The sequence below is a fragment of the Dactylosporangium sp. NPDC051484 genome (assembly GCF_040689395.1).
GTDB lineage: Bacteria > Actinomycetota > Actinomycetes > Mycobacteriales > Micromonosporaceae > Dactylosporangium.
Window position 1 is genome coordinate 62,263 of record NZ_JBFAZX010000011.1, and the last position, 26,962, is coordinate 89,224.

The following is a 26,962-nucleotide window of genomic DNA, read 5'->3' on the forward strand; positions in this document are numbered from 1 at the left end:
GCGGGCCCCGTACGCGTTTGCCGAGTGACGCCGGAGGGTCAGATGCTGGCCGGGACGAAGTCGGGGACGGCCGGGCCGTCGGCGTCAGTGGCCTCGGTGGCCGGGCGCAGGGCCAGGGCCAGGACGTCGGCCACGTCGGACAGGGCGTGCACGGTCAGCTGGCCGCGCACCTCCTCGGGCAGGTCGTCCAGGTCTGGCTCGTTGCGCTTCGGGATGATGACCTCGGTCAGGCCGGCGCGGTGCGCGGCGAGCAGCTTCTGCTTCACGCCGCCGATCGGCAGGACCCGGCCGGCCAGGGTGACCTCGCCGGTCATGCCGAACTCCGGGCGGACCGGGCGGCCGGTGGCCAGCGACGCGAGCGCCGTGACCATCGTGATGCCGGCGCTCGGGCCGTCCTTCGGCACCGCGCCCGCGGGCACGTGCAGGTGGATCCGCCGCCCCGCCAGCCGGTTGGGGTCGATGCCGAGCCGCCGGCCGTTGGAGCGCAGGTACGACAGCGCGATGTGCGCCGACTCCTTCATGACGTCGCCGAGCTGGCCGGTGAGGGTCAGGCCGGGCTCGCCCTCCATCGAGGTGGCCTCGATGAAGAGCACGTCGCCGCCGGCGCCGGTCACCGCCAGGCCGGTCGCCACGCCGGGCACGGCGGTGCGCTCGGCCGACTCGGGCGTGAACCGGGCCCGGCCGAGGTATTTCGCGATCTCGTCGACGCCCACGTGCACCGGCGCCGGGTCGCCCGCCAGCGCGACCGCGACCTTGCGCAGGATCTTCGCCAGGGCACGCTCCAGCTGCCGCACGCCCGCCTCGCGGGTGTGCTCGCCGGCGATGCGGGCGAGCGCCTCGTCGGCGATCGTGAAGTCGGCCGGCTCCAGGCCGGCGCGCTCCAGCTGCCGCGGCAGCAGGTGGTCGCGGGCGATGGCGACCTTCTCCTGTTCGGTGTACCCGTCCAGGGTGACCAGCTCCATGCGGTCCAGCAGCGGGCCGGGGATGGTCTCCACCACGTTGGCGGTGGCCAGGAACAGCACGTCGGACAGGTCGAGGTCGACCTCGAGGTAGTGGTCGCGGAACGTGTGGTTCTGCGCGGGGTCGAGCACCTCGAGCAGGGCCGCGGCCGGGTCGCCGGCGTAGCCGACGGCGAGCTTGTCGACCTCGTCGAGCAGCACGACCGGGTTCATCGAGCCGGCCTCGCGCAGGGCACGCACGATGCGGCCCGGCAGCGCGCCGACGTAGGTGCGCCGGTGGCCGCGGATCTCGGCCTCGTCGCGGACGCCGCCCAGGGAGACGCGGACGAACTTGCGGCCCAGCGCCCGGGCGACCGACTCGCCGAGGCTGGTCTTGCCGACCCCGGGCGGGCCGGCCAGGGCCAGCACGGCACCGGAGCCGCGGCCGCCGACGACCTGCAGGTTCTTCTCCGCGCGGCGGTTACGCACGGCGAGATACTCCAGGATGCGGTCCTTGACGTCCGCCAGCCCCGCGTGATCGGCGTCGAGGACGGCGCGGGCGGCGGCGAGATCGGTGTTGTCCTCGGTGCGCACGCTCCACGGCATCTCCAGCACGGTGTCGAGCCAGGTGCGGATCCAACCGGCCTCCGGCGACTGGTCGCTGGCCCGCTCGAGCCGGCCGACCTCGCGCAGCGCCGCCTCCTTGACCTTCTCGGGCAGCTCGGCGGCCTCGACCCGGCTCCGATAGTCGGCGGAGCCGTCGGGCTCGTCCTCGCCGAGCTCCTTGCGGATCGCGGCCAGCTGCTGGCGCAGGAGGAACTCGCGCTGGGTCTTCTCCAGGCCCTCGCGCACGTCATTGTTGATCTTCTCGTTGACCTGCTGCTCGGCGGCGTGGGTATGGGCCCACTCGACGAGCAGCTCAAGGCGGGTGGTGACGTCCGGTGCCTCGAGGAGCTTGATCTTCTGGACCAGGGTCAGCCACGGCGCATAGCCCGCGGAGTCCGCCAGCTCGGACAGGTCGGTGATCTTCTCGACGGTGTCGATGACCTGCCACGCGCCGCGCTCCTGCAGCACGCCGATGACCAGGGCCTTGTACTCGCGCGCCAGCTCCCGGGCCCTGCCGGCCGGTGCGGGCTCGCTCAGCGGCGTGGCCTCGACCCACAGGGCCGCGCCAGGACCGGGAACGCCGGCGCCGATGCGGGCGCGGTCCAGGCCTCGGATGACGGCCGCCGGCTGGCCGCTGGGCAGCCGGCCGACCTTCTCGAGCACGGCGACGACGCCGAAGGAACCGTATTCGCCGTCGACCCGCGGGACCGCGAGGACCTGCTTGTCGCCGGCGGCGCGTGCCGCGTCGACCGCCGCCTGCGTGGAGGCGTCGAGCGTCACGGGGATGACCATGCCAGGGAGCAGGACGTCGTCGTTGAGTGGGAGAACCGGGAGCGTTGCCATCAGGACACACCTGCCATCAGTAGGTTGAGCGTGTCAGGCTTAAGTTACAAACCGTTCCCTATGTTCCCGACGGTGCCCTGCTTGTGATCCAGGCCACCTCAATGAAACGGTTTCGCTGGCGGTCCTCTTCCCGGTCGGGGGCACCAGGCGACCACGTCGCCCAGCTCACCGGCGGCTACACGGCCACGCAGAGCGTCGTGGCCGCGGTCGACTCCGGCACCGCGGTCCCGCTCACCGCCCTGGCCGGCGGCTGACGCGTCGCGCTGGCCGGCTGGGGCGCTGCCCGTCCTGGCCGCCGCCACGGTCTGGGCGCCCCAGCTGCGCACCGGGCCCGGCCCGCACGATCCCGCCGCCTGCCGACCGCCCGGGGCGTCAGTTGACCTTGACCACGACCGTGGTGGCGTTGTCGCGGCCGCCCGCCTCCAGTGACGCCGAGACCAGCGCCGAGGCGATCACGTCCGGGGGCGCGCCGGAGCCGAGCGTGCGCTCCATGAACCGATACTGCACCTGCTCGGCGATGCCGTCGGTGCACAGGCAGTAGACGTCGCCGGGGAACATGGTCACGCTCAGCACGTCGGGCTCGGGCAGGCCGGGGTGCCCGATGAAGCGGTGCAGCTGGTAGCGGGCGGCGGCGGCCTGCGGGGAATCCGCCGCATACCACCCGTGGACGGCGCCGAGCCAGGCCGCGGTGTGGTCGACGGTGAGCAGTTCCAGCAGGCCGCCGCGCAGCCGATACACCCGGGAGTCGCCGATCTGGATCACCCACGCGCCGGTCGCATCGGCGACCAGGGCGGTCAGCGTGCAGCCGGTGAGCTCCCGCAGCTCCCGTCCGGCCGCGCGGACCAGGCGCTGGGCTTCGCCGATCGCCGCGAACAGGGGTGCGGGCTCGAACGGGCCGCGGTGGCGCTGCACGGCGGCCGTGAAGACCTCGACGGCGACCCGCCCGGCGGTGCGGCTGCCCTCGCCGGCGCCCATGCCGTCGGCGACGACGGCGCACAGGCCGGGCCGGCGCTCCAGCTCGGCCGTATACACCACGTCGAAATTGGCCGGATAACGCCGGCCAACCTCGGTGGCGGCCGCGACGCTGAGCTGCCGCCCGGCGCCGTGGACTTCGATCGTCATCGTCATCGCCCGACAGCGTAACGGTTGCCGCGACACCCTCGCGGCCCCGTGTTCACGCTCCGTTCAGGGTCGATCAGTGACGTTCGTCGCTATCCCGCGCCGAGCGCAGCCCACTCGGCCCGAGCGCCGGCTAACGCGGATCCTCGCGGCCGCGCGGCGACAGGCCCGCGGCGCGGTACACGGCGTCGATGAGCTCCATCGTGCGCACCGAGTCCTCGGGCGGGGTCAGGTTGGGGCCGCCCTCGAGGACCGCGGCGGCGAAGGCGCGCAGCTGGTGGGTGTACGTGGCCTCGCCGGGGACGCGCTCGTGCGTGGTGCGGCCGGCCCGCGTGAGTGTCAGGCGGTGGTACGCGCTCGGCATCAGATAATTGAAGATCTTCAGCGATCCCTCGCTGCCGGTGTAGCTCGCGGAGAGGCTCAGCACCCGGCGGGACCACAGGCTGGCGACGGTGCGGCCGGTGGCGCCGCCCGGGAAGCGGTACTCGGCGGTCATCGCCCGGTCGACCCGGGGCGAGCGCAGCAGCGCGCCGGCCTTGACGACCTCGGGCTCGGCGCCGCCGAGCGTGCGCAGGGCGTGCGCGGCGTAACAGCCGGCGTCCATCATCGCGCCACCGGCCAGCGCGAAGTCGTATCGGATGTCGCCGAACCTCGGCAGCGGGAAGCACAGCGCGGTCTCGACCCGCCGCGGCTCGCCAAGCGTCGGCAGGAGCTCCAGCGCGCGGGCCAGCAACGGGTGGTACCGATAGTGGAAGGCCTCCATCACGACCAGGCCGGTGCGCCGCGCGGCCTCGGCCACCTCGCGCGCCTCGGCCGCGTTGGCAGTGAGTGGCTTCTCGCACAGCACGTGCTTGCCGGCCTCCAGCGCGGCGATGGTCCACCGCGCGTGCAGGCCGTTCGGCAGCGGCACGTACACCGCGTCGAGGTCCGGGTCGGCGATCAGCTCCGCATAACCCGCGTGCACGACGCCGATGCCGTGCTTCGCCGCGAATGCCCCGGCCCGGGCGCGGTCGCGGGCGGCGACCGCGGCGACGCGCACCGACGGCACGGCGCGCGCGGGCCTGATGAGCGCGGCGGGGGCGATCCTGGCGGCGCCGAGCACACCGATGCGCAGCATGCCGCGACTGTACCGCGGGTGGCTACCCCGGTCGATGCGTCACAGGCACGCGACCCGTCGTTCCGGGGCTACGCCGCGCGGGCCGTCAGCGCCGCGAGCACGTCGCGGGTCACAACGTCGGCGGGGGGCGTCGCGTCGACGGTCAGCAGGATGCCGCGCTGGGCGTAGCACGGCCCCTCGACCACGTGGCGGCGCAGGAGGTCACCGACGGCCAGGTGCTGGATCCGCGAATGCGCGGCGATCGCGGCACCCGCACGGCCACCACGCTAGCGCACGCCCACCGGCCGGGGCGTGGTTCGGCAGCGGTGATCATGAACGCGCCCGGATGATCGCCGCGTCCGACTAAGGTCGACGGGTGAACCCTGAGACGTGGTTGCTGCTGGGGCTCGGGGCCGTCGCGATCGTCGTGGCGGCGCGGTGGATCGGCGGGCGGGCCGGGCTGCCGCCCGCCGCGCTGCTGACGGTGATCGGCATCCTCTACGCGGTGCTGCCCGGCCCCAACGTCGCGCTCGACCCGCACTTCGTGCTGACGTTCCTGCTGCCGCCGCTGCTGTACAGCGCGGCGCTGGACTCCTCGCTGCTGGCGATCCGGGCCAACCTGCGCATCGTCATCGGGCTGTCCGTGCTGCTCGTCTTCGCCACCGCACTGCTGGTCGGGCTCGGGTTCGCGCTGTTCGTGGCGGGGGCGACCTTCGCCGCCGGGGTGGCCGTCGGCGCCGCGATCGCGCCGCCGGACCCGGTCGCGGCGCTCGCGGTCGGGCGGAAGGTGGGGCTGCCGCCCCGGCTGATCACGATCATCCAGGGCGAGGGGCTGCTCAACGACGCCACCGCGCTGACCCTGCTCAACGTGGCGGTCGCCGCGGCCGTCGGCGGGAGCTTCTCCGAGGCGAAGGCGGGCTGGCTGTTCCTGCTCGCCGCGGCCGGCGGCACCGCGGTCGGGGTCGCCGTCGCCGTCGCCGTGCGGCTGCTGCGCCCCCTTGCCCGCGACCCGCTGCCGGCCAACGCGATCTCCCTGGCGACGCCGTTCATCGCGTTCCTGGCCGGCGAGCGGCTGCACGTCTCCGGGGTGCTGGCGGTGGTGGTCGCGGGCCTCATCGTGGGGCACGACACGCCGCGCTCCGGCACCGGCGCGAGCCGGCTGCAGACGACCGCGGTGTGGCGGCTGGTGGACTTCCTGCTGGAGGGGTTCGTCTTCCTGCTCATCGGCCAGCAGCTGCCGGCGGTGATCCGCGGGCTCAAGCAGTACGACACCTCGACCATCGTGATCGCGGTCGCCGTCTCGATCGGGGTCACGCTGCTGCTGCGCCCCGTGTGGCTGGCCCTGACGCAGGCGGCGCACCTGCTGCTGCGGCGCGAGGACGAGGGCCTCAGCGCCCGTGAGATCGCGGTGCTGAGCTGGGCCGGGACCCGCGGCGTGATCAGCCTCGCCGCGGTGTTCACGCTGCCGCTGACGACGGCGTCGGGCGCGCCGTTCCCGGACCGGGACCTGCTGCTGTTCTGCACGTTCACGGTGGTGCTCGTCACCCTGGTCGGGCAGGGGGTCACCTTCGCGCCGCTGGTGCGGGCGCTCGGGCTGCGCGCCAACGAGGTCGACGAGGCCCGACAGCGCAACGAGGCGCGGATCGCGTCGGTGCACGCCGCGCTGGACCGCCTCGAGCAGCTGGAGCAGGACGAGCCCGCCAACACGGCCGCCGTCGAGTCGCTGCGCACGCGGATGCAGGAGCAGCTGCGCCGCTACGAGCACCGTCTCGACGTGTTGCAGAGCGCCGATTCCGACGAGGTGCCGGTGTCGGAGCATTACGAGGCGGGGCTGCGCATCCGGCGGCTGACGATCGAGGCGCAGCGTGAGGAGCTGCTGCGCTGGCGCGACGCTGGCGCGCTGCCCGACGAGGGGCTGCGCCGGCTCGAGCGGGAGCTCGATCACGAGGAGCGGGTCCTGCCGGAGCGACCCGAGTAAACCTACGGACTGACTGGGATTGACGAGCGGCGGCTGCCTTTACTATATTACCTACTCACTAAGTAGGCAACATAGACTTTCACTCCAAGGATGGCTCCGTGAAGCTGCGTAACCGCGTGCTCGCCGTGAGTGCGGCATTGGTCCTGACCGGGACCGCGCTGGGCGCCTGCGCCGGCACCGCGAAGAGTTCCGACTCCAAAGACAGCGGCGGCGACGTCACTCTCGCGCTCGTGGCCTACTCGACCCCGCAGACCGCCTACGAGCAGCTCATCGCCGCGTTCCAGAAGACCGACGCCGGCAAGAAGATCAAGTTCACGCAGTCGTACGGCGCCTCCGGCGACCAGAGCCGCGCGGTCGCCAACGGTCTCAAGGCCGACCTCGTCGCGTTCTCGCTGGAGCCCGACATCACCCGCCTGGTGACCGCCAAGCTGGTCGACGCGAGCTGGAACGCCGACGAGTACAAGGGCATGATCACCCACTCGGTCGCGGTCATCGGCACCCGCAAGGGCAACCCGAAGAACCTCAAGACCTGGGACGACCTGACCAAGCCGGGCGTGCAGGTGCTGACGCCCAACCCGTTCACGTCGGGCGGCGCGAAGTGGAACATCCTGGCCGCCTACGGCCCGAAGTCGAAGAAGGGCACCGACAAGGAGGCCGGCGCGGCCTACCTCGACGCGCTGTTCCACAACGTGCCGGTGCAGGACAACAGCGGCCGGGCGTCGCTGCAGACCTTCACCAGCGGCAAGGGTGACGCGTTCATCTCCTACGAGAACGAGGCCCTCTTCGCGCAGCGCAACGGCCAGTCCGTCGACTACACCGTGCCGGACGACACGATCCTCATCGAGAACCCGATCGCGGTGACCAGCAACAGCGCCCACCCGGCCGAGGCCAAGGCGTTCCTGGCCTTCCTGCACACGCCTGCGGCGCAGAAGATCTACGCCGAGAACGGCTACCGCCCGGTGATCAAGGACGCCGGCGGCCCCTCGTTCCCCAACCCGTCCGGTCTGTTCACCGTCGCAGACCTCGGCGGCTGGTCGAAGGTGAACAAGGAGCTGTTCGACCCGGGCCAGAGCGTGATGGCCTCGATCGAGCAGAAGCTCGGCGTGTCCACCTCCGCCGCCCCCAGCCCCGCCGCGTCGAAGAAATGACGACGGACACCGCCGTCAAGCCCGCCGGGTCCGGCATCGCGCCGGGCCCGGCGGGGCGCGGTCCGCGCCGGCGCCCGCAGGTCGGCACCGCGCTCGGGCTGGGCACCGCTGTGCTCTACCTGAGCCTCATCGTGCTCATCCCGCTCGCCGCGGTGGTGTGGCGCTCCACCGAGGGCGGCTGGGACACCTTCTGGCGGGCGGTGCGCACCCCGGACGCGTGGGCGGCGCTCGAGCTCACCGTCGGCGCGTCGCTCCTGGTCGCGCTGATCAACGTGGTCATGGGCACCGTCATCGCCTGGGTTCTGGTGCGCGACAACTTCCCCGGCAAGAGCGTCGTCGACACGCTCATCGACCTGCCGTTCGCGCTGCCGACGATCGTGGCCGGCCTGGTGCTGCTCGCGCTCTACGGCACCAGCAGCCCCCTGCACATCAACCTCGCCTACACCCGGATCAGCGTCGGCATCGCGCTGCTGTTCGTCACCCTGCCGTTCGTCGTGCGCACGGTGCAGCCCGTGCTGCGTGAGCTGGACCGGGACATGGAGCGGGCCGCCTACTCCCTGGGCGCCTCCCCCTTCACCACGTTCCGGCGCATCATCCTGCCCAACCTGGCCCCCGCCATGATCTCCGGCGCCGGCCTGGCGTTCACCCGGGCGATCGCGGAATACGGCTCGACGAACCTGCTCACCGGCAGCATCCCGTTCCAGACCCAGGTGTCCGCGGTGAACATCTTCGGCCGCATCGAGAGCGACGACACCACCGCCGCGGCGGCCATCTCCACCGTGCTGCTCGTCGTCGCCTTCATCGTGCTCATCCTCCTCGACCTCTTCCAGCGCTGGAGTGCCCGCCGTGGCTAAGTACCCGCTGCGCGTCCTCGCCCTGGTGTACCTGCTGTTCCTGCTGGTGCTCCCGGTCGGCCTGGTCGTCTGGCGCACCTTCGAAAAGGGCCTGCAACCGATCGCCGACGTGCTGACGTCGGAGAACTTCACCCACGCGTTCGCCGTCACGCTGTCGGTGGCGCTGTGGGCGGTGCTGGCCAACACCGTGTTCGGCGTCGGCGCCGCGCTGCTGCTCGTGCGGCACCGCTTCCCCGGCAGGCGCCTCCTCGGCGCGCTGATCGACCTGCCGCTGGCCGTGTCGCCGGTCGTCGTCGGCCTCGCGCTGATCCTGGTGTACGGCAAGTTCGCCCCCGTCGGCGGCTGGCTGGAGCGCCACGGCTTCCAGATCATCTTCTCGCTGCCCGGCATGGTGCTCGCCACCATCTTCGTGTCGCTGCCGCTGGTCGTGCGGGCGATCGTCCCCGTGCTGGAGGAGATGGGCGACGAGCAGGAGCAGGCGGCGCACACCCTCGGCGCGAACCGCTGGCAGACGTTCCTGCGCATCACGGTGCCCGGCATCCGTGCCGCGCTCGGCTACGGCGTGGTGCTGTGCCTGGCCCGGTCCCTGGGCGAGTACGGCGCCGTCGCCGTGGTCTCCGGCCGGCTCGTCGGGCAGACCCAGACCGCGACGCTGTTCGTCGAGGAGCGGTACCAGAACTACGACCAGACCGCGGCGTTCACCACCGCCAGCGCCCTGGCCCTCATCGCGATCGTCATCCTGCTCATCACCAAACTCCTGCGGCCGAAAGAGAACGACTGATGGCCATCGAAGTCCGCGACGTGAACAAGTCGTTCGGCAAGACGCCGGTGCTGCGCGACGTCTCCGTCGACATCGCCTCCGGCTCGCTCACCGCGCTGCTCGGCCCCAGCGGCGGCGGCAAGTCCACGCTGCTGCGGGTCATCGCCGGCCTCGAGCAGCCCGACACCGGCAGCGTGCGCATCAACGAGATCGACGCCACCCGCCTGACCCCTCAGCGGCGCAACGTGGGCTTCGTGTTCCAGCACTACGCGGCGTTCAAGCACATGACGGTGTTCCGCAACGTCGCCTTCGGCCTCGAGGTCCGCCGCCGCCCGAAGGCCGACATCCGCAAGCGTGTCATGGAACTGCTGGAGCTCGTCCACCTCGACCAGTTCGCCGACCGCTACCCCGCGCAGCTGTCCGGCGGGCAGCGCCAGCGCATGGCCCTGGCCCGCGCCCTGGCCCCCGAGCCGCAGGTGCTCCTGCTCGACGAGCCCTTCGGCGCGCTGGACGCCCAGGTCCGCAAGGAGCTGCGCACGTGGCTGCGCCGCCTGCACGACGAGGTGCACGTGACCACCGTCTTCGTCACCCACGACCAGGAGGAGGCGATGGACGTCTCCGACGAGATCGTCGTGCTCGCCGACGGCGTCGTGCAGCAGGTCGGCAGCCCGCACGAGATCTACGAGAACCCGGCGAACCCGTTCGTGATGAGCTTCCTCGGCCCCGTCACCCACCTCGACGGCCAGCTGGTCCGCCCGCACGACGTCGCGCTGTCGCGCGAACCCGCCGCCGGCGCCACCGCCGCGGTCGTGACCCGGGTCGTGCCGCTGGGCTTCGAGGTGCGTATCGAGGCGAAGGCCGGCGAAGTGGACGTGTGGGCGCAGTTGACCCGCGCCGGCGCCAAGGCCATCGACGTCAAGCCCGGCGATACCGTCTACTTCAGCCCGGAGACCGACGCCAGGACCCTCGCGGCCGCCTGAGCCGCGCAAGCCATGTTGCCCAAGCGCATCGAGTACTCGGTGCGGGCCCTGGTCGTGTTGGCCGGCGCCGCACCGCAGACAATCAAAGCCCAGGATGTCGCCGACGCCCAGGACATCCCTCCCGGCTACCTGTACGACCTGCTCGCCGACCTGCGCCGGGCCGAACTGGTGCAGGTCCACCGCGGCACGGGCGGCGGCTATCTGCTCGCCCACCCGGCCACGGAGCTGACCCTCGGCGAGATCGTGCGCCGCCTGGACGGCCCCGGCGCCGAGCCGCCCCCGGGTGGCCGCGCCGACGACCGCTCCATCGAGCGCCTGCGCCAGCTGTGGGAACGGGCGAACCGCGTCCGCCTCGACTACCTGGACGCGGTGACCCTCGCCGACATCATGAACCATGGCAGCTGACCGCCGGCGCTGAGACGCAGCGCCGGCGGCAACGCCCGAAATCGATGGACAAGCCGCCCGCCGGTGGGCAGGGTCGAGCCATGCGACAAGAGGACATCTGGGACGCGGAGGTCGCCGCGGAGTACGACACGCCGGGCACCGGGATGTTCGCCCCCGAGGTGGTCGACCCGGCCGTGGACCGTCTCGCCGCGCTCGCGGCGGGGGGCCGGGCGCTCGAGTTCGCGATCGGCACGGGCCGGATCGCGGTGCCCCTCGCCGCGCGCGGGGTGCCGGTGAGCGGGATCGAGCTGTCCCGGCCGATGCTGGAGCGGCTGCGCGCGAAGGCGGACGAGGCGGCGATCCCGGTCGTGGTCGGGGACATGGCCAGCGCGACCGCCCCGGGCGAGTACACCCTGGTCTATCTCGTCTTCAACACGATCTCCAACCTGCTGACGCAGGCCGAGCAGGTCGCGTGCTTCCGCAACGCGGCCCGGCACCTGACGCCGGGCGGCCGGTTCGTGATCGAGCTGGAGGTGCCCGACCTGCGCCGGCTCCCGCCGGGCCAGCCGGCCGTGGTGTTCGCCGCGGAGCCCGGGTATCTCGGCCTGGACACGTTCGACGTGGTCAACCAGCACCTCGTCTCGCACCACTTCCGCTTCGACGAGAGCCGCCGGGCCCGACTCATCCGCAGCCCGCACCGCTACATCTGGCCGGCCGAGATGGATCTCATGGCGCAGCTGGCCGGCCTTGAGCTGGAGTCGCGGCACGCCGACTGGGCCGGCACGCCGTTCACCGGCGAGTCGCGCTCACACGTCTGCGTCTACCGCCGGCCGGCGTGACCCGCACGCGCCGCCGGCGGCTCAGTACACGTCGCGGAGGTAGCGCTTCTCGGCAGACAGTTGCTTGACGTACGCGGCGGCGGCGCTCTCATCCAGGTGGCCGTGGGCGGCGATGATCTCCCGCAGGGCCAGGTCCACGTCCTTGGCCATGCGGGTCGCGTCGCCGCAGACGTAGAAGTACGCGCCGTCCTGCAGCCACGACCACAGCTGGGCGCCGTGCTCGCGCATGCGGTCCTGGACGTACACCTTGGCCCGCTGGTCGCGGGAGAACGCCAGGTCGAGGCGGGTCAGGGTGCCGTTGCGGCGCAGCTCGGCGAGCTCCTCGGCGTGGTAGAAGTCGGTGGCGCGGCGCTGCTCGCCGAAGAACAGCCAGCTTCGGCCGCGGGCGCCGCGGGCGTGGCGCTCCTGCAGGAACGCGACGAACGGGGCGACGCCGGTGCCGGGGCCGACCATGATCATGGGGACGGAGTCGTCGGCCGGCGGGCGGAAGTTCGGGGAGCGCTGCAGGAACACGGGCACCGGCGCGTCCGGGGCGGCGTCGGCGAGGAACGTCGAGCAGACGCCCTTGCGCGTGCGGCCGTGGCCGTTGTCGAAGCGGACGACGGACACGGTGAGCGAGACCTGGGTGGGTGCCAGCAGTGGCGAGGACGAGATGGAGTACTGCCTGGGCTGCAGCCGCTTGAACAGCGGGACCCACTCGTCGGCCCCGGCCTTCACCGCGTGCTCGGCGATGACGTCGACGGCCTGCCGGCCCCAGGTGTACTTCGCCAGCTCCCCCTGGTTGTCCGGGCGCAGCAGCGCGCGCAGCGGCGAGTCGTGGCCGCGGTCGGCGACGAAGCGCATCAGCTCGGGTGTGATCCGGGTGATGTCGAGCCGGTCCAGCAGCGCCTCGCGCAGCTCGACCTCGCCGCCGACGTCCACGGCCGACAGGGGGTCGAGGCCGGTCGCCTCGAGCCACTCGTCCACCAGGGACGGGCAGTTGCGCGGCCACACGCCGAGGGCGTCGCCGGCCGCGTAGCCGAAGTCCTCGCCGACGTCGAAGGTGAACTGCCGTACCTCCTTCGCCGATCCGGGCCGGCTCAGCAGGCGGTTGCCGCGCAGCGTGGCGGTGATCGTCTCGCCGCGTCCGGAGCGCGGCGCGGCCGGCGGTGCGGCGGGCGCGCGCAGCGCCGCGAGCACCGCGTCCAGCCAGCCGCCGGCGGCCTCGGCGAAGTCGGGCTCGCAGTCGACGCGCGGGGCGAGGCGCACGCCGCCGAGCTCGGTGAGCCGGGCGTCGAGGCGCCGGCCGTGGCCGCAGAAGTCGGCGTAGCTGGAGTCGCCGAAGGCGAGCACGGCGTAGCGGCGCCCGTCGAGGCGCGGCGCGTCGCGCTGCAGTGACTCCCAGAAGGCGATGCCGTTGTCGGGGGCGTCGCCGTCGCCGAAGGTGCTGGTGATGACGAGCAGGTCGTTGCCGCCGCGCAGCAGCTCACCGGCGGCGGCCGTCATGGCCCGCAGGTTGGCCTGCCAGCCCTCGTCCGCCAGGCGGCGGCCGGCGTGGGCGGCGAACTCCTCGGCGTTGCCGGTCTGCGACGCCCACAGGATCTCGATGGTACGCACGGATCCACCCGCCGGTGCCGGTGCCGGCGCGCCCGGCCGGTGGTAGGTGCCCGCGAGGAAGCCGTCGACCCAGGCGGCGCGCCCGGCGTCGAACGGCGCACCCGGGGGCAGCCGCGGCACCACGCCCGGCGCCGGCGGGTTCGCGGCGAGCGCGTTGACGAACCCGGCCAGGTACAGCCGTTCGGCCTCGGTCAGGGCGGGCGGGGCGAGGTCGAGCCCGAGGGCGTCCATGCCGGTCGGTGCGCCGACCGCGGCGGGTGCGGCGGCCGGCGCGGGTGCGACCCGGGTGAGGGCGACGGCGCACACCTTCAGCTCGGGCTGGAACGAGATCGGGTCGACGGCGTCGGAGGTGACGGCATTGATGCTGAGGTGCTCGCCGAACAGGTCGTTCCAGTGGAACGGGGCGAAGCAGTTGCCGGGCAGCACCCGGTCGGTGACGGTGGCCGGGAGCACGGCCCGGCCGCGGCGGGAGGCGACCTCGACGCGGTCGCCGTCGGCGATGCCGAGCCGTCCCGCGTCGTGCGGGTTGAGCTCGACGAACGGGCCGGGGTTGAGCCGGTTGAGCTTCGCCACCTTCCCGGTCTTGGTCAGCGTGTGCCACTGGTGCTGCAGGCGGCCGGTGTTGAGCAGGAACGGGTAGTCGTCGTCGGGCAGCTCGGCCGGGTCCAGGTGCGGACGGGGGAAGAACACGGCCCGGCCGGTGGGGGTGGCGAAGTTGAGCCGGGGCCGGATGCCGCCGGGCGTCTCGCGGACGGGCTGGCTGGTGCCGTCGTTGTGGTACCGGATCGGGTTGCGGGCCGGCGACCCGGGTGGGGCGGGCCACTGCACCGGGCCTTGGCGGAGCCGCTCGTAGCTGACCCCGCGCAGGTCGTAGCCGGTCTGCGGGTTGTGGAAGCCGCGGATCTCGGCGAAGACGTCCTCGGCGCGGTCGTAGCGGAACGCGTCGCCATAGCCCATGGCGACGGCGACCCGCGCGATGATCTCCCAGTCGGCGAGGGCCTCGCCGGGCGGGTCGGCGACCTGGCGCAGCAGCGTCAGGTTCCGCTCCGAATTGATCATGACGCCGTCGATCTCGGACCACATGGCGGCGGGCAGGATCACGTCGGCGTAGGCGTTGGTCTCGGTCTCGGCGTACGCGTCCTGGGTGATGACCAGCTCGGCGCGCTCGAGCCCCGCGATGACGGTGCGCCGGTTGCCGACCGAGGCGACCGGGTTGGTGCAGATGATCCAGCAGGCCTTCACCTCACCGGCGGCCATGCGCTCGAACAGCTCGACGGTGCCCTTGCCGACGTCGGTGCGCAGCGTCCCGCCGGGCAGGCCCCAGGCGTCCTCGACGAAGCCTCGGTCGGCCTCGACGAGCACCGAGCGCTGGCCGGGCAGGCCGGGCCCCATGTACCCCATCTCCCGGCCGCCCATCGCGTTGGGCTGGCCGGTGAGGGAGAACGGGCCGCTGCCGGGCCGGCAGATCGTGCCGGTGGCGAGGTGGAGGTTGACCAGGGCGTTGGTGTTCCAGGTGCCGTGGGTGCTCTGGTTGAGCCCCATCGTCCAGCAGCTCATCCACTCGCCGGCGGCGGCGATCAGCTCGGCGGCCTCGTGCAGGTGCCGCACCGGGATCCCGGTCGTCTCGGACACCTCGCCGGGGCCGTAGCCGGCCAGGAACGGCGGCATCGCCTCCCAGCCCTCGGTGTGCTCGGCGATGAACCGCTCGTCCACGTGGCCGCCCTCGACCAGCAGGTGCAGCAGGCCGTTGAGCAGGGCCAGGTCGGTGCCCGGCCGCACCTGCAGGAACAGGTCGGCCTTCTCGGCCGTGGCGGTGCGGCGCGGGTCGACGACCACGAGCTTCGCGCCGGCCTTGACCCGCTCCATCATGCGCAGGAACAGGATCGGGTGACAGTCGGCCATGTTGGCGCCGATGACGAGGAACAGGTCGGCATGGTCGAAGTCGTCGTACGATCCGGGCGGCCCGTCCGCGCCGAGGGAGAGCTTGTACCCGCTGCCCGCGCTGGCCATGCACAGCCGCGAGTTCGACTCGATCTGGTTGGTGCGCACGAAACCCTTGGCGAGCTTGTTCGCCAGATACTGTGCCTCGAGCGTCATCTGCCCGGAGACGTAGAACGCGACGGCGTCCGGCCCGTGCTCGTCGATGATCGCCCGCAGCCGCGCCGCGGTGTGCGTGATCGCCGCGTCGACGCCGGTCTGCACGGCCTGGCCGCCGCGCTCGGCCCGCACCACGGCGGCGCCGAGGCGGCCCTTGCCGGCGAGCATCTCGGCGCTGGTCGCGCCCTTGGTGCACAGCCGCCCGGCGTTGGCCGGGTGGTCCTTGTCGCCGTGCACCTTGAGCACGCGGCGCCGGCCGTCGGGGTCCGTCGCCACGTCGAGGACCATGCCGCAGCCGACCCCGCAGTACGAACAGACCGAGCGGGTCTGCATCACGGTGATCACGTTACAAGCGGTCAATTACATGGGTGTCACACCGATCGCACACAGTGAATTACGCCGATCCCACAACATGACGCCCGCGGATGTGAGCCCGGCCGTTCATGCCCCGGCGGCGGCGGTTCCGCGACCCCGTTCCCCGCACAAGGTGGCCATCAGGTAAACGGCGATCAAACTCTTCTCACATCTGCGGCCTGCGCTGCAGTGGCCCCGGCGAACGCGCGACGATCATGACGTGACAGAAACCACCGTCGTGCTGGTCCTGGTGATCGTGACCGCGCTCGGGTTCGACTTCACCAACGGCTTCCACGACACGGCCAACGCGATGGCCACCTCCATCGCGACGAAGGCGCTGCGGCCCAGGGTCGCCGTACTACTGTCGGGCTTGCTGAACCTCGTCGGCGCGTTCCTGTCGGTCGAGGTCGCGCTCACGGTGACCAACGCCGTCGTGAAGATCCAGAACGCCAACGGCACACCCAAGGCGGAACTGCTCGAAGGCGGCGGCTCCGCCCTGCTGCTCATCGTCCTGGCCGGCCTCGTCGGCGGGATCGTGTGGAACCTGCTGACCTGGCTGCTCGGCCTGCCCTCGAGCTCATCGCACGCGCTGTTCGGCGGGCTGGCCGGCGCCACCATCGCTGGGCTGGGCTGGGCCGGGGTCAACTGGAACGGCAACGGTACCAAGCTCGACGGCCTCGTCGGCAAGGTGCTGCTGCCCGCGGTCATGTCCCCCGTGATCGCCGCGGTCGTCGCCGGGGTCGGCACCTGGCTGATCTACAAGGTCACCATCGGCGTGGTGCAACGGTTCACCGACAACGGCTTCCGCTGGGGCCAGATCGGGTCCGCGTCGCTGGTGTCGCTGGCCCACGGCACCAACGACGCCCAGAAGACGATGGGCGTGATCACCCTGGCGCTGATCGCGACCGGCGACTGGACCGACACCACGAACATCCCGATCTGGGTGAAGACGGCCTGCGCCCTCTCGATCGCGCTGGGCACCTACCTCGGCGGCTGGCGGATCATCCGCACGCTGGGCAAGGGCCTGGTGGAGATCGCGCCGCCGCAGGGCCTGGCCGCCGAGTCGGCCTCGGCCGCGGTCATCCTCGTCTCCAGCCACCTCGGTTTCGCGCTGTCGACCACGCACGTGGCCACGGGTTCCATCCTCGGCAGCGGCCTGGGCCGGCCCGGTGCGATCGTGCGCTGGCCGGTGGCCGGTCGCATGGTCCTCGCGTGGCTCATCACGCTGCCGTCGGCGGCGGTCGTCGGCGCGATCATGTGGTGGATCGGCCACGCCATCGGCGGCCTCGCCGGCGCGATCGTGATCTTCCTGATCCTGCTCGCCCTGGCCGCCTACATGTACTGGCACTCGCGCAAGTCCCCGGTCGACCACAACAACGTCAACGACGAGTGGGGCACCACTCCGGAGCTTGCCGAGGCGGTCCGCTGATGGTCCACAACCTGCAATTCGCCCTGCAGTCCGCCTGGCGGGTGCTGCTCGCCGGCCTGCTCCTCGGCGCCGGCCTGCCCGCCCTGTTCGCGCTCGGCGTGCGCGCGCTCGCCTGGGGCGCCGGCGGCGACGCCGAGGTCCGCGAGCCGGGCGCGGCCGGTGCGAAGGCGCAGCCGATCGGTACCCTGCTCGGCTGGGCCTGCATCGCCGTGGTGCTGCTCGGCGTGGCGCTGGGCATCACCTACATCGTCGCGAGCGGGCTCGGCAAGGCGCTGAGCTTCGAGCACATATTCCCGGCGATCGTCGACAAGAAGTAGGCAATCGTGAGCGAGTCCCGGTCCAACTTCCTCAGCCGCAGCATCGGCTGGCTGCGCGCCGGCTACCCCTCCGGCGTGCCCCGGCAGGACTACGTCGCCCTCCTCGGCCTGCTGCGCCGCAAGCTCACCGAGGACGAGATCCGCGAGATCGCCCGGGACCTGGCCGACCAGTCGCAACGCGCGGCCGACCCGATCACCACCGACGACATCGAAGAGCTGATCAACGATTCGGTACTGCAGGAGGCGAGCCCCGAGGACATCGTGCGCGTCTCGGCCCACCTCGCCGCGGGCGGCTGGCCGCTCGCCGACCCGCCGAACGACTGACGCCCGGCATCCACCCGGAGGCTCACGGTGTCACCCCGAAGGTGACGCGGTAGCTGCAGCCGCCCTTGCAGGCCATCGTGGCCGAGTCGTCGAACGCGTATGAGTAGGCGTGGGGCTCGGCGCGCTTGAACACCTGGGTGTAGTCCACCGGCCACTTCGCCGGGACGCAGTGCTCGCGGCCGGCCCAGGGGCCGCGGCAGCAGTACGTGTCGCCGCCGAAGGCCGCGCACGGGTTCTTGCACGCACCGCCGGCGGCCTGCATCTGCTGCGGGCAGTCGACCGGCCGGGTGCAGCCCGCGGCGACGCAGCCGGTCGGCGACACCGGGTCCTTGCCGGTGGAGTGGCTGACGTTGATCCACATCGGCAGGTTCGAGCCGTCGACCATGCTGACGTCGTAGAAGTCCATCCCGCCCCAGGCGGCGAGGGCGAACTCGGCCAGGGTGGCGGGCGTCGCGCCGCTGCCGGTGCACTGGAAGCGCCCGCCGCAGTCGCCGGTCTGGCAGTGCCCGGCGCCGGAGGCGTCGAACGAGCAGCCGGTACGTCCCCAGAACCGCCCGCCCCAGCCACTGGGCACGACGACCGTCACGCTCTGCCCCGGGTCGAGCACCCAGCCGGTCGCGGCGAGTGGGTGCGCCTTGTCCGGCGTGGCGGCCGCCCAGATCCGCTGCCCGAGCGTGTTGACGAGGGTCACGGTCCGCGCGCCGGCCGGCACGCTCGGCGAGCGCGAGGCACTCGCGGACGTCGAGGCCGACGAGGACGGCGAGGCCGCGGCGAGCCGGCCGACGCCGTCGCTGGGCGCCGCCGGGGCCGCGGACGCCGGCATCGCGGCCGGGTTTGACAGGCCGGACGCGTCGGACAGGCCGGACGGGACGGATGATCCGGGCGAGGCGCCGGCCGCCGGTGCGGCCGAGCCGCGGGTCAGCGTGAACGTGACCAGCGCCGCCGCCACGAGGACGAGCGCCGCGCCCGCGCCGGCGAGGGCGCGCCGTGAGATGTGCATGCCCAGGAGACGCCCGGCCGCCCCGGCGATAACGGTTTTCCGATTGGGCACTCAGCCGCCGCGGACGATCTCCTCGTTGGCGGCGTTGAGCCGAGCGAGGAAGGCCGAACTCGACGCCGTCGTCAGGCTCTTGGTGCCAGCATCTCGACGTAGTGCGGGTTGTACATCACGCCGAGCAGGTTGCCGAACGGGTCGACGACCGTGGCGGTGACGAAGCCGTGGCCACGGTCCTGGACCGGCTCGTGCGAGGTGGCGCCGAGCTGGAGGTGACCACGCGCACCGTGCGCAGCGACGTCGACCGGCTGCGGCAGCTGGGGTACCGCGTCGATGCCTCCACCGGCCCAGGCGGCGGCTACCGGCTCGGGCCCGGCAACGCGCTGCCACCGCTCGCCCTCGACGACGACGAGGCCGTCGCCGTCGCGGTGGGGCTGCGGGCGGCCGCGGCGGGCAGCGTCGCCGGGATCGAGGACGCTTCCCTGCGGGCGCTGACCAAGCTCGAGCGGACGCTGCCGGGCCGGCTGCGGCCGCGGGTCGACGCGCTCAAGTCCGCGACCGTCTCGGCGGCGGACGGCGGCCCGACCGTCGACCTCGACACGCTCACGCGCATCGCGGGCGCGGCACACGGGCAGGAGCGGCTGCGGTTCACCTACGCCGCGCACGGCGGCGAGGCCAGCGTGCGCGACGTCGAGCCGCACACGCTCGTCTACACCGGCCGCCGCTGGTACCTGCTGGCCTGGGACACCGACCGCCGGGACTGGCGCACGTTTCGGGCCGACCGGATCACGCCGTTGCCGGCGGACGCCACGGCCCCGCGGTTCGTACGGCGCGAGCCGCCGGGCGGCGACGCCGCCGCGCACGTGCTGCGGGGCGTGACGGCGGCACCGTTGCGCTACCGGGCGCGGATCCGCTTCGCCGCGGCGGCCGCGGTGATCGCCGGGCGCAGCACCCCGACGTCGGGCCGGATCACCGAACTCGCCGACGGCGGGTGCGAGCTGGCGACGGGCACCGACTCGCTGTACGACCTGGTGACGTACCTGGGCAAGTTCGAGGTGCCGTTCACCGTGCTGGAGCCGCCGGAGCTGCGCGACATCCTGCGCTCGCTCGCCGGCCGGTACCTCGACGCCGCCGAGGTGGTGTAGCCGCTACGCGACGCCGGTCGGGGCGTCGGGGTCCAGCGCGGCCTCGACGGCCACCGCCTCCAGGCCGCGCAGCAGCGCCTCCGCATCGCCGGGCGCGATGACGTGCGTGTCCATGAACACGGTCGCCTGCGTCGCGCCGGTCACCTCGTCGATGTGCACGATCAGCGGCTCGAACGGCACGTCCTGCCGCGTGGTCCACACGAACTCGCCGCCGCCCGCGGCCGCGGCCACCTCGGCCGCCGACGGCACCGGCACGCCGGCCGTGGCCGCTTCGTCGCGGCGGTCGTTGAAGTAGCACGGCAGCTGCAGGCCGGGCCGCTCGCCGACCACTCGGGCGACCAGGTCGTCGAGGGCGGCGGGGTCGTAGTAGGCGTGCTTGTACGTGCTCAGCGCCGAGCGCCGGGCCCGGTCGAACGCCTCGGCGAACGAGATGCCGGCGACGTCCAGGCGGCACAGGCCATACTGCGCGAGCATGCACACCACGCGGTCCAGGCCCGGCCGGAACCGGTTGTTCACCATTGGCCGGACCAGCACCGGGTCCGGACCGGTCACCCGGGCCAGGGCGACGGCGAACACGGCCAGTAGCACGGGCGCGGACGCGACCCCGGTCCGGGCCGTGATCGAGCGCAGCGCGAGGCTCAGCGCCGGCGAGCGGAACTCCCCGCGCCAGTGCCGCGGGGAGCGCTTGTCGGCCGACTCGGGGTAGCGCCGCACCGGCATCTCGCGCAGGATCGACTCCCAGTGGCGCAGCGCCATGCCGTTGAGCCGCACACCGCCCGCCGATTCCTGCCAACGCGCCTGTTCCAGCGGCTGCAGGTCGGGCACCGGCGTCTCCGGCCGCTTGTCCAGCTCCTCGAGCAGCACCTGGGCGCCGAAGCCGTCGGTGATCAAGTGGCACATGACGACGACGAGGTGCGTGAGCTCGCCCTCGTGGCGCACGACCGCCATGCGGACCGGCCAGTCGCGCTCGAAGTCATACGGCGCGTCCTGCAGGCGCAGGCGCAGCTCCTCGGCCAGCTTCGCGGGGTCCTGTCCCCCGGTGTCCACGACGTCCAGCGTGATCTCGCCCGCGCCGGAGACCACCTGGCGCGGGCCGCCCTCGGCGCCGAGGACCAGCCGGGTGCGCGCCGTCGGGAAGCGGCTCATGAGGTACCGCAGCCGATCCGCCACCTCGTCCAGCGTCGTGCCCGGCGGCAGCGGCCCCCACGCCCCGTTGGGCAGCCACGACTCCTGCCGCACCATCGCCCGCCAGATGTCCTGCTGCCCCCACGACAGCGCCCCCTCGCCCGCCCCGTCACCGGTGAACGCCACCGTGATCCGGTCATGCACGTCGCTCATCCCCGCCCTCGTCGGTCTGCCCGGCGTGCTCGGATGGTACTGCCGGCCGGACTTCGGCCACATCGGTTCGGCGACCGATTTTCTTCCGCTGCATGCCGCTGCGGGCCCGGGCGGATAGGCTTCCGGCATGTCCGTGACCGAAGAGTTCGAGCGTGCGCAGGCCGACGCCAAGCAGCTCGACCGGCGCCCCGGCAACGACGTGCTGCTCCAGCTGTACGCCCTTTACAAGCAGGGCACCCAGGGGGACGTGGGCAGCGCTCGCCCTGGCGTGTTCGACCCGGTGGGCCGCGCCAAGTACGACGCCTGGAAGGCGCTGGCCGGCACCGGGCGGAGCGACGCTCAGCAGCGCTACGTCGACCTTGTCCGCCGGCTCCGCGCCAGCGCGTAAGCCGTGGCCGTGGCCGGCTGAACTTTTCGTGCGGAAGCGTTCAAATCGCGGGTATCCGTCGGTCGTACCCGTGCAGAAGTACCACCGACACGAGGAGGCCGACAGCCATGACGCTTCCGGAGATCGTCACCCAGGACGAGTGGCTCGCCGCGCGGCGGGCGCTGCTGCGGGAGGAGAAGGAGGCACGGCACCGGCTGGACCGCATCAGCGCGGACCGGCGACGGCTGCCCATGGTGCGCGTCGACAAGCCGTACCGCTTCCACGGACCGTCCGGCGACGTGACGCTCGCCGACCTGTTCGAGGGGCGGCCACAGCTGATCGTGCAGCACGTGATGTTCGATCCGAGCTGGGACGACGCCTGCGCGAGCTGCACGGCGTCGGTCGACGAGGTCTCCCCGGCACTGCTACGGCACCTGGCCAGCCGCAACACCACGTTCGTGCTGGTGTCCCGCGCGCCGTACGCGAAGATCGCCGGCTACCGCGAGCGGCGGGGCTGGCAGATCCCGTGGTACTCGTCGTACGGCGAGGACTTCAATTTCGACTTCGACGTGTCCTTCGACGAGGCGGTCAAGCCGCCGGTGTACAACTACCGGTCACTGCCGGTGGTGGAGTCGCCGGAGCTACCGGGGTTCAGCTGCTTCCTGGCCGCCGGCGGCGAGATCTACCACACCTACTCGACGTACGCCCGCGGCACCGACTTCGGCGGCGCCTACGCGCTGCTGGACCTGACCGCGCTCGGCCGGCAGGAGCGGTGGGAGGAGCCCAAGGGCCGCGTCGAGCACGCCCGCGAGCCCGTGCCCAACTTCGCCTGAGGCACCCCGCCGCGAGCCTGGGCCGCTGGCCGCGACTGCCGTCGAGGCCGCGCTCCTCATGTACCAAGCGTTTGACACAAGTGGCGTGGTACTCCATCCTCCTTGTATCACTCCCTTGATACAAGGAGGATGTTCGTGGCCGCGCTGTCGTTCGGGGTGCTGTTGTTCGGCCTGATCGCATGCGGCGTGCTCGTGCTGCTGGTGCGGCGGGTCGCGCACCGGCCGGCTGCCGAGGCGGTCGACGTCCCCAGGGCCGTCGCCCGGCGTACGGCCGTGCTGCGATGGGCGGGCGTGACGATCGGCTTGATCGTCGGCACCATCGCCGCCCGATCCGGTGGCCTCGGCACGGGGCTGTTGCTGGCCGCGCCGCTGTTCGGACTGTGCACGCTCCTCGGCGTACTCGCCGGGGAACTGACGGTCCGGCCACCACGTGGGCCGACGCGGACCGCGGCTGTTGAAGTCCGTCACATCCGCGACTACCTGCCGCGTCAGCTCAGCCGGGCGGTCGCCGCCGCAGGGAGTGTGCTGTTGGTGCTGCTCACCTCGACGACGGCGGCTGGCAGCCCCGATGACATGGGACGCCCCGGACGCTCACTCGGCCGGCAATGCACGCCCGACACGTTCGAGAGCCACGGCCCGTGGCCGGGCTCGTTCTACACCGGTCCGCTGGCGGTCGTCCTGCTGGTCGGCCTGCTGCTGGCGTACGTCGCCATGCGCACCATCGTCCGGCGACCGCGATCCGGCAGTACCAGCGATCTGGCCGGCGATGACGCGCTGCGCAGGCGCGCGGCCCGCACCGTCACCGGTGGCGTCGGCATCCTTTTCGCCATCCCGCTCGCCGGTGTCAGCCTGACCGCGGCCAATGGCCTGCTCCGCATCTCCTGCGCGCCGGCGTGGTGGACGGTTGCGGGCTGGGGGCTGCTCGCACTGGTTCCCGCATCGCTTGCCATGTCGAGCTGGTGCGTAGCCGCGGTATTCACCGCGATGGACCGGGCCGACCCGCGGGTGCGCACGCCGTGACCGATCGTCCGGCGTTGACGGTGGTCACCGACGATCCCACGCCACCGTACGAGCAGCTGCGCCGCCAACTGATCGAGCTGGTCCGCTTCGGCGTGCTGGCCCCGGGCGACCGCCTCCCACCCTTACGGCAGCTCGCGGCGGACCTGGGGCTTGCCGTCGGCACGGTCGCCCGGACGTACCGTGAACTTGAGCTGGCCGGGATCGTGGTCACCCGGCGGGGTGGCGGGACACGCGTCGCGGCGGCACCTCCCTTCCAGCCGGATCCGGCCGAGGCGCTGCGCGAGCACGCGACCGCGTTCGTGCGTGAGGCGCGCCTTCTCGGTGCGGAAGATGATCAGATCGTCTCGGCGATCGCTCGGGCGCTCGGCCGCTGAGGAGGAGCGGCGGACGCCGCTCCCCCTTCACGACCCGACCCGAACGGTCAGGAATAGGCCTCCAGTTCGTAGATGCGCGCCGCGGGATCGCCGTTCTGCGTCGGCGTGATGACGTTCAGCCGCACGTACCGGCCGGTGACGTTGACGGCGTGCGTGGTGACGTCGGCGGTGTTGCCGCGCGGCGAGGCCACGGTCGTCCAGGTGCTGCCGTCGCTGGACACCTGCAGGTCGAAGTCGCGGGTGTCCCAGCCCGCCGACTCGCCGCCGGCGCCGGAGTGCTTGACCACGATCGAGCTCAGGTGCGTCGAGGTGCCCATGTCGACCTGCAGCCAGCGGTTGGTGCCCTTCGAGCACCACTTGTCGCTCCAGCCGCCGGAGACGCTGCCGTTGACGGCCTTGTCCGGGCCCTCGCTGGCCGCGCAGCTCGAGTCGGCGGTTGCGGGCCTGTTGAGCAGGAGGTTTCCGGTCGGGCCGGCGCTGTACACCTCGAGCTCGTAGATGCGCGCCGCGCCGTTGCCGTCGTTGGCGGGCGTGGAGATGTCGAGCTTGACGTACCTCGCGGTGCGCGGCGTGAACTGGTGCAGGGTACGGCTGGACCGGTTGCCGGTGACCGAGCTCGCCTGGCTCCAGGTGCTGCCGTCGGTGCTGGTGGAGATCGTGAACGCGCCGGTGTTCCAGCCGGTGTTCTCCGCGCCGAGGCCGGCGTGCATGATGACCACGGAGCCGACGCTCTGGTTGGCGCCGAGGTCGACCTGCAGGAACCGCGGTGCCGTACCGGAGCAGAACTTGCTGTTACTGGAGACGCTGCCGTCGACGGCCTTCGGGGCCGACTCGGCCGTGGCGCACGTGGCCGAGCCCGTGGCGGTCTTACCCAGGGCCAGGTTGGTGCCGAGGCTCGGCGGGGCCGGCGGCTGGGCCGCGCCGTCGGTGAAGGACGGCGGGACGTCGCCGGCGCCGGTGCCCCACGAGGACGGGCCGGTGCCCATCGTGTACTGCAGCGTGCCGCCCGCGGCGAGGTCCGGGTAGCGCAGGTAGTTGCGCGAAACCGTGGCGCCGTTGAGCGTGAGGCTCTGCACGTACTGCGAGGTGGAGCTGCCGCCGTTGATCTGCACGTTGCCGCCGGGCCGCTGGATGAGGATCGACGGGAACGCCGGGCCGTGGACGGCGAGGGTGTCCGCGCCGGGCGTGGCCGGGTACATGCCCATCGCCGACCAGACGTACCAGGCGGACGTGGCGCCGAGGTCGTCGTTGCCGGGCAGGCCGCCGGCGCCGGTGGTGAACGACTCGTTCATGACGCGCCGCACCGCGGCGGAGGTGCCGGCCGGGTACTGGGCGAAGTTGTACGCCCACGGCACGCCGTGCTCGGGCTCGTTGCCGATGTAGAAGTACGGCCGGGTGAGGCCGCCGTTGAGCTCGGTGAAGTGCTGGTCGAGGCGCTGCTTCGCGGTCTGCGGCCCGCCCATGAGTGAGATCAGGCCGGCGAAGTTGTAGGGGACCATCCAGGTGTAGTGCGTGGCGTTGCCCTCGGTGTAGGGGCTCTCCTGGGCCGGGTTGAGCGGCCACGCGAAGCTGCCGTCGCTGTTGCGCGGGTGGATGTACCCGGACTCGCTGGAGAACGAGCCGCGCCAGTACTGCGCCCGGGTCATCGCCGAGTTGTAGGTGGCGGTGTCGCCGAGCGCCTTGGCGAACTGGGCCACGGCGAAGTCCGAGGCGGAGTACTCCAGGGAGTCCGAGGGCGCCCCGGCGATGTAGTGATTGGTCTCGTACTCGGACTCGCGCCCGCGGATCGGCGATCCCTGCGCGCCGGCGCCGGCGATCGCGTTCTTCATCAGCTGCAGCGCGGCGGCGGTGTCGAAGTCGCGGGCCCCGAACTGGTAGGCGCTGCCGACGATGATCGGGCCCGGGTCGCCGGTCATGACGAAGTCCTCGTTGGTCTGCTGCGACCACTTGGGCAGCAGGCCGCCCTGCTGGCCGTCGAGGACCATCGACTTCATGATGTCGCTGGTGACGTCGGGCGCGATGAACGCGACGAGCGCGGCCCACGAGCGGTAGATGTCCCAGCCGGAGTAGTTCTGGTAGACCGGGTGGGTCGCGGTGTGGATCGCGTTGTCGAAGCCGCGGTACTGGCCGTTGACGTCGCTTGCGACGTTCGGGTTCTGCATCACGTGGTACAGCGCCGTGTAGAACTTCTGCAGCTCGGTGGCGCTGCCGCCGGTGGCCTGGACGCGGTTGAGCGCGCTGTTCCAGGCGTTGCCGGCGTTGGTCCGCGCGGTGTCGAACGCGGCGGTCTCGGCGTTGAGGTTGGCCGTGGCGCCCGCGACGCTGACGAAGGAGACGCCGATCTGCGCGTTGACCACGGCGTTGCTCGTGGTGTCCCAGGTGACGAAGCCGCCGGTGTTGGTGCCGCTGGTGCTCGCCGAACCGTTGGTGATCGTCGAGCCGTTCCAGGTGCCGAACGACGCCGGGGCGCGGTCGAAGTGGATCGAGAAGTAGATCGGGTAGGTCTTCGACGAGCCGCAGAACCCGCCGGCGGTGACGTTGCCGGTGATGTCGCTGCCGGCGATGCTGATGCTGCCGCTGCGGTTGCCCGTCGCGCTGCGGCTGGTGTTGACCAGCAGCCGGGCCTGGCTGGTCGACGGGAACGTCAGGCGCATGACCCCGGTGCGGGTCGTGGCGGTGGCCTCGACGTTCGTGGAGTACTTGTCCAGGCGATTCTTGTAGTAGCCGGCCTGGACGACCTCGTTGCTCTTGGTGTACGCCGACGCGTAGCCGGTCCACGACGTGCCGGGCGACGAGCCGAGCGCGCCGGTGACCGGCAGCAGCCCGATGTCCTCGTTGTTCGGGCATCCCGCACCGTTGAAGTGGGTGAGGCTGAACTCCTCGATGGTGCGGTCGCTGTCGCGGTAGCCCGACGGGGACGCGGTCGGCGTGTCCGGGCTGAACTGGAGCATGCCGAAGGGCATGGTCGCACCCGGGAACGTGCTACCGCCGGCGCCACCGCCGACCGGGTTCGGCGAGTTGCTGTCGTCCGTGCCGATCAGCGGGTTGACGTATTGGGTCAGGTTGAGGTCGGCGGCCCGGGCGGGGGCCGCGAACTGCACCACGGCGAGGGTGCTGCCCAGGAGGGCGGCTCCCGCGCCGGCGAGCAGCCGGTCGACCTTGCGGGATCGGGGCATGGTGTCTCCCGTTCGGTGGCGGAGAGGACGGGAGAGCGCTCTCGACACATTCA

Annotated in this window: 23 protein-coding genes; 16 read left to right on the forward strand and 7 right to left on the reverse strand. The window is 72.2% G+C overall.

Translation table 11 applies throughout. The annotated features are described in order from the left end of the window. Window positions 1–38: 38 nt before the first annotated feature. On the reverse strand, window positions 39–2,387 hold the full coding sequence (lon, locus tag AB0367_RS19920) for an endopeptidase La (RefSeq protein ID WP_366227829.1): 2,349 nt from the start codon (window positions 2,385–2,387) through the stop codon (window positions 39–41). A gap of 101 nt (window positions 2,388–2,488) precedes the next feature. Here lon and AB0367_RS19925 point away from each other — a divergent pair, with 101 nt between their 5' ends. After that, on the forward strand, window positions 2,489–2,641 hold the full coding sequence (locus tag AB0367_RS19925) for a hypothetical protein (protein WP_366227830.1): 153 nt from the start codon (window positions 2,489–2,491) through the stop codon (window positions 2,639–2,641). 118 nt (window positions 2,642–2,759) lie between these two features. Here the strand turns inward: AB0367_RS19925 and AB0367_RS19930 are convergent, their stop codons facing one another. After that, window positions 2,760–3,515 (reverse strand): protein phosphatase 2C domain-containing protein, encoded by a 756-nt coding sequence (locus AB0367_RS19930; protein WP_366227831.1) that lies wholly within the window; start codon window positions 3,513–3,515, stop codon window positions 2,760–2,762. 124 nt (window positions 3,516–3,639) lie between these two features. After that, window positions 3,640–4,623, reverse strand: coding sequence for a Gfo/Idh/MocA family oxidoreductase (locus tag AB0367_RS19935; RefSeq protein ID WP_366227832.1), 984 nt, complete (start codon window positions 4,621–4,623; stop codon window positions 3,640–3,642). 355 nt (window positions 4,624–4,978) lie between these two features. Here AB0367_RS19935 and AB0367_RS19940 point away from each other — a divergent pair, with 355 nt between their 5' ends. From AB0367_RS19940 to AB0367_RS19970, 7 genes are all read left to right on the forward strand, one after another. Then, window positions 4,979–6,580 carry a Na+/H+ antiporter gene (locus AB0367_RS19940; protein ID WP_366227833.1) on the forward strand — a complete coding sequence of 534 codons (1,602 nt, stop codon included), beginning with the start codon at window positions 4,979–4,981 and terminating at the stop codon, window positions 6,578–6,580. Window positions 6,581–6,678: 98 nt separating this feature from the next. Further along, entirely contained in the window at window positions 6,679–7,728 is a 1,050-nt protein-coding gene (locus tag AB0367_RS19945) for a sulfate ABC transporter substrate-binding protein (RefSeq protein WP_366227834.1), read from the forward strand. Continuing rightward, window positions 7,725–8,582 (forward strand): sulfate ABC transporter permease subunit CysT, encoded by an 858-nt coding sequence (gene cysT, locus AB0367_RS19950; RefSeq protein ID WP_366227835.1) that lies wholly within the window; start codon window positions 7,725–7,727, stop codon window positions 8,580–8,582. The genes AB0367_RS19945 and cysT overlap by 4 nt, the downstream gene beginning before the upstream one ends. Then, the gene (locus AB0367_RS19955) at window positions 8,575–9,363 is read left to right on the forward strand and encodes a sulfate ABC transporter permease subunit (RefSeq protein ID WP_366227836.1); all 789 of its coding nucleotides are present in this window, start codon (window positions 8,575–8,577) and stop codon (window positions 9,361–9,363) included. The genes cysT and AB0367_RS19955 overlap by 8 nt, the downstream gene beginning before the upstream one ends. Beyond that, a complete protein-coding gene (locus AB0367_RS19960) occupies window positions 9,363–10,322 on the forward strand; it encodes a sulfate ABC transporter ATP-binding protein (RefSeq protein ID WP_366227837.1) in 960 nt (319 codons plus the stop codon). Before AB0367_RS19955 ends, AB0367_RS19960 begins: the two co-directional genes overlap by 1 nt. A 12-nt stretch (window positions 10,323–10,334) precedes the next feature. Beyond that, window positions 10,335–10,727, forward strand: coding sequence for an Rrf2 family transcriptional regulator (locus tag AB0367_RS19965; RefSeq protein ID WP_366227838.1), 393 nt, complete (start codon window positions 10,335–10,337; stop codon window positions 10,725–10,727). 80 nt (window positions 10,728–10,807) lie between these two features. Continuing rightward, a complete protein-coding gene (locus tag AB0367_RS19970) occupies window positions 10,808–11,545 on the forward strand; it encodes a class I SAM-dependent methyltransferase (protein ID WP_366227839.1) in 738 nt (245 codons plus the stop codon). Window positions 11,546–11,566: 21 nt separating this feature from the next. Here the strand turns inward: AB0367_RS19970 and AB0367_RS19975 are convergent, their stop codons facing one another. Then, window positions 11,567–15,571 (reverse strand): bifunctional nitrate reductase/sulfite reductase flavoprotein subunit alpha, encoded by a 4,005-nt coding sequence (locus AB0367_RS19975; protein WP_366227975.1) that lies wholly within the window; start codon window positions 15,569–15,571, stop codon window positions 11,567–11,569. Window positions 15,572–15,812: 241 nt separating this feature from the next. Between AB0367_RS19975 and AB0367_RS19980 the strand changes: the two genes are divergently transcribed. From AB0367_RS19980 to AB0367_RS19990, 3 genes are read left to right on the forward strand one after another with little or no spacing between them, the layout of a single operon-like run. Continuing rightward, complete coding sequence (locus AB0367_RS19980) at window positions 15,813–17,021, forward strand: inorganic phosphate transporter (RefSeq protein WP_366227840.1); 1,209 nt, start codon at window positions 15,813–15,815, stop codon at window positions 17,019–17,021. Then, window positions 17,021–17,338, forward strand: coding sequence for a hypothetical protein (locus tag AB0367_RS19985; RefSeq protein ID WP_366227841.1), 318 nt, complete (start codon window positions 17,021–17,023; stop codon window positions 17,336–17,338). Before AB0367_RS19980 ends, AB0367_RS19985 begins: the two co-directional genes overlap by 1 nt. A gap of 6 nt (window positions 17,339–17,344) precedes the next feature. Next, complete coding sequence (locus tag AB0367_RS19990) at window positions 17,345–17,662, forward strand: DUF3349 domain-containing protein (protein WP_366227842.1); 318 nt, start codon at window positions 17,345–17,347, stop codon at window positions 17,660–17,662. 22 nt (window positions 17,663–17,684) lie between these two features. Here the strand turns inward: AB0367_RS19990 and AB0367_RS19995 are convergent, their stop codons facing one another. After that, window positions 17,685–18,662 carry a thaumatin family protein gene (locus AB0367_RS19995; RefSeq protein ID WP_366227843.1) on the reverse strand — a complete coding sequence of 326 codons (978 nt, stop codon included), beginning with the start codon at window positions 18,660–18,662 and terminating at the stop codon, window positions 17,685–17,687. A 152-nt stretch (window positions 18,663–18,814) separates the two neighbouring features. On the opposite strand from AB0367_RS19995, the gene AB0367_RS20000 reads away from it, so the two are divergent. Next, window positions 18,815–19,801: a YafY family protein gene (locus AB0367_RS20000; protein ID WP_366227844.1), complete on the forward strand. Its 987-nt coding sequence runs from the start codon at window positions 18,815–18,817 to the stop codon at window positions 19,799–19,801. 3 nt (window positions 19,802–19,804) lie between these two features. Here AB0367_RS20000 and AB0367_RS20005 read toward each other — a convergent pair whose 3' ends face one another. Next, entirely contained in the window at window positions 19,805–21,139 is a 1,335-nt protein-coding gene (locus tag AB0367_RS20005; protein ID WP_366227845.1) for a condensation domain-containing protein, read from the reverse strand. Window positions 21,140–21,266: 127 nt separating this feature from the next. Here AB0367_RS20005 and AB0367_RS20010 point away from each other — a divergent pair, with 127 nt between their 5' ends. From AB0367_RS20010 to AB0367_RS20025, 4 genes are all read left to right on the forward strand, one after another. Then, window positions 21,267–21,527 (forward strand): acyl-CoA-binding protein, encoded by a 261-nt coding sequence (locus tag AB0367_RS20010; RefSeq protein ID WP_366227846.1) that lies wholly within the window; start codon window positions 21,267–21,269, stop codon window positions 21,525–21,527. 107 nt (window positions 21,528–21,634) lie between these two features. Further along, window positions 21,635–22,339, forward strand: coding sequence for a DUF899 domain-containing protein (locus AB0367_RS20015; RefSeq protein WP_366227847.1), 705 nt, complete (start codon window positions 21,635–21,637; stop codon window positions 22,337–22,339). A gap of 135 nt (window positions 22,340–22,474) precedes the next feature. Next, window positions 22,475–23,359: a hypothetical protein gene (locus AB0367_RS20020; RefSeq protein WP_366227848.1), complete on the forward strand. Its 885-nt coding sequence runs from the start codon at window positions 22,475–22,477 to the stop codon at window positions 23,357–23,359. Further along, on the forward strand, window positions 23,356–23,733 hold the full coding sequence (locus tag AB0367_RS20025; protein WP_366227849.1) for a GntR family transcriptional regulator: 378 nt from the start codon (window positions 23,356–23,358) through the stop codon (window positions 23,731–23,733). Before AB0367_RS20020 ends, AB0367_RS20025 begins: the two co-directional genes overlap by 4 nt. A gap of 47 nt (window positions 23,734–23,780) precedes the next feature. On the opposite strand, the gene AB0367_RS20030 is transcribed toward AB0367_RS20025, so the two are convergent. Beyond that, window positions 23,781–26,909 (reverse strand): GH92 family glycosyl hydrolase, encoded by a 3,129-nt coding sequence (locus AB0367_RS20030; RefSeq protein ID WP_366227850.1) that lies wholly within the window; start codon window positions 26,907–26,909, stop codon window positions 23,781–23,783. Window positions 26,910–26,962 lie beyond the last annotated feature (53 nt).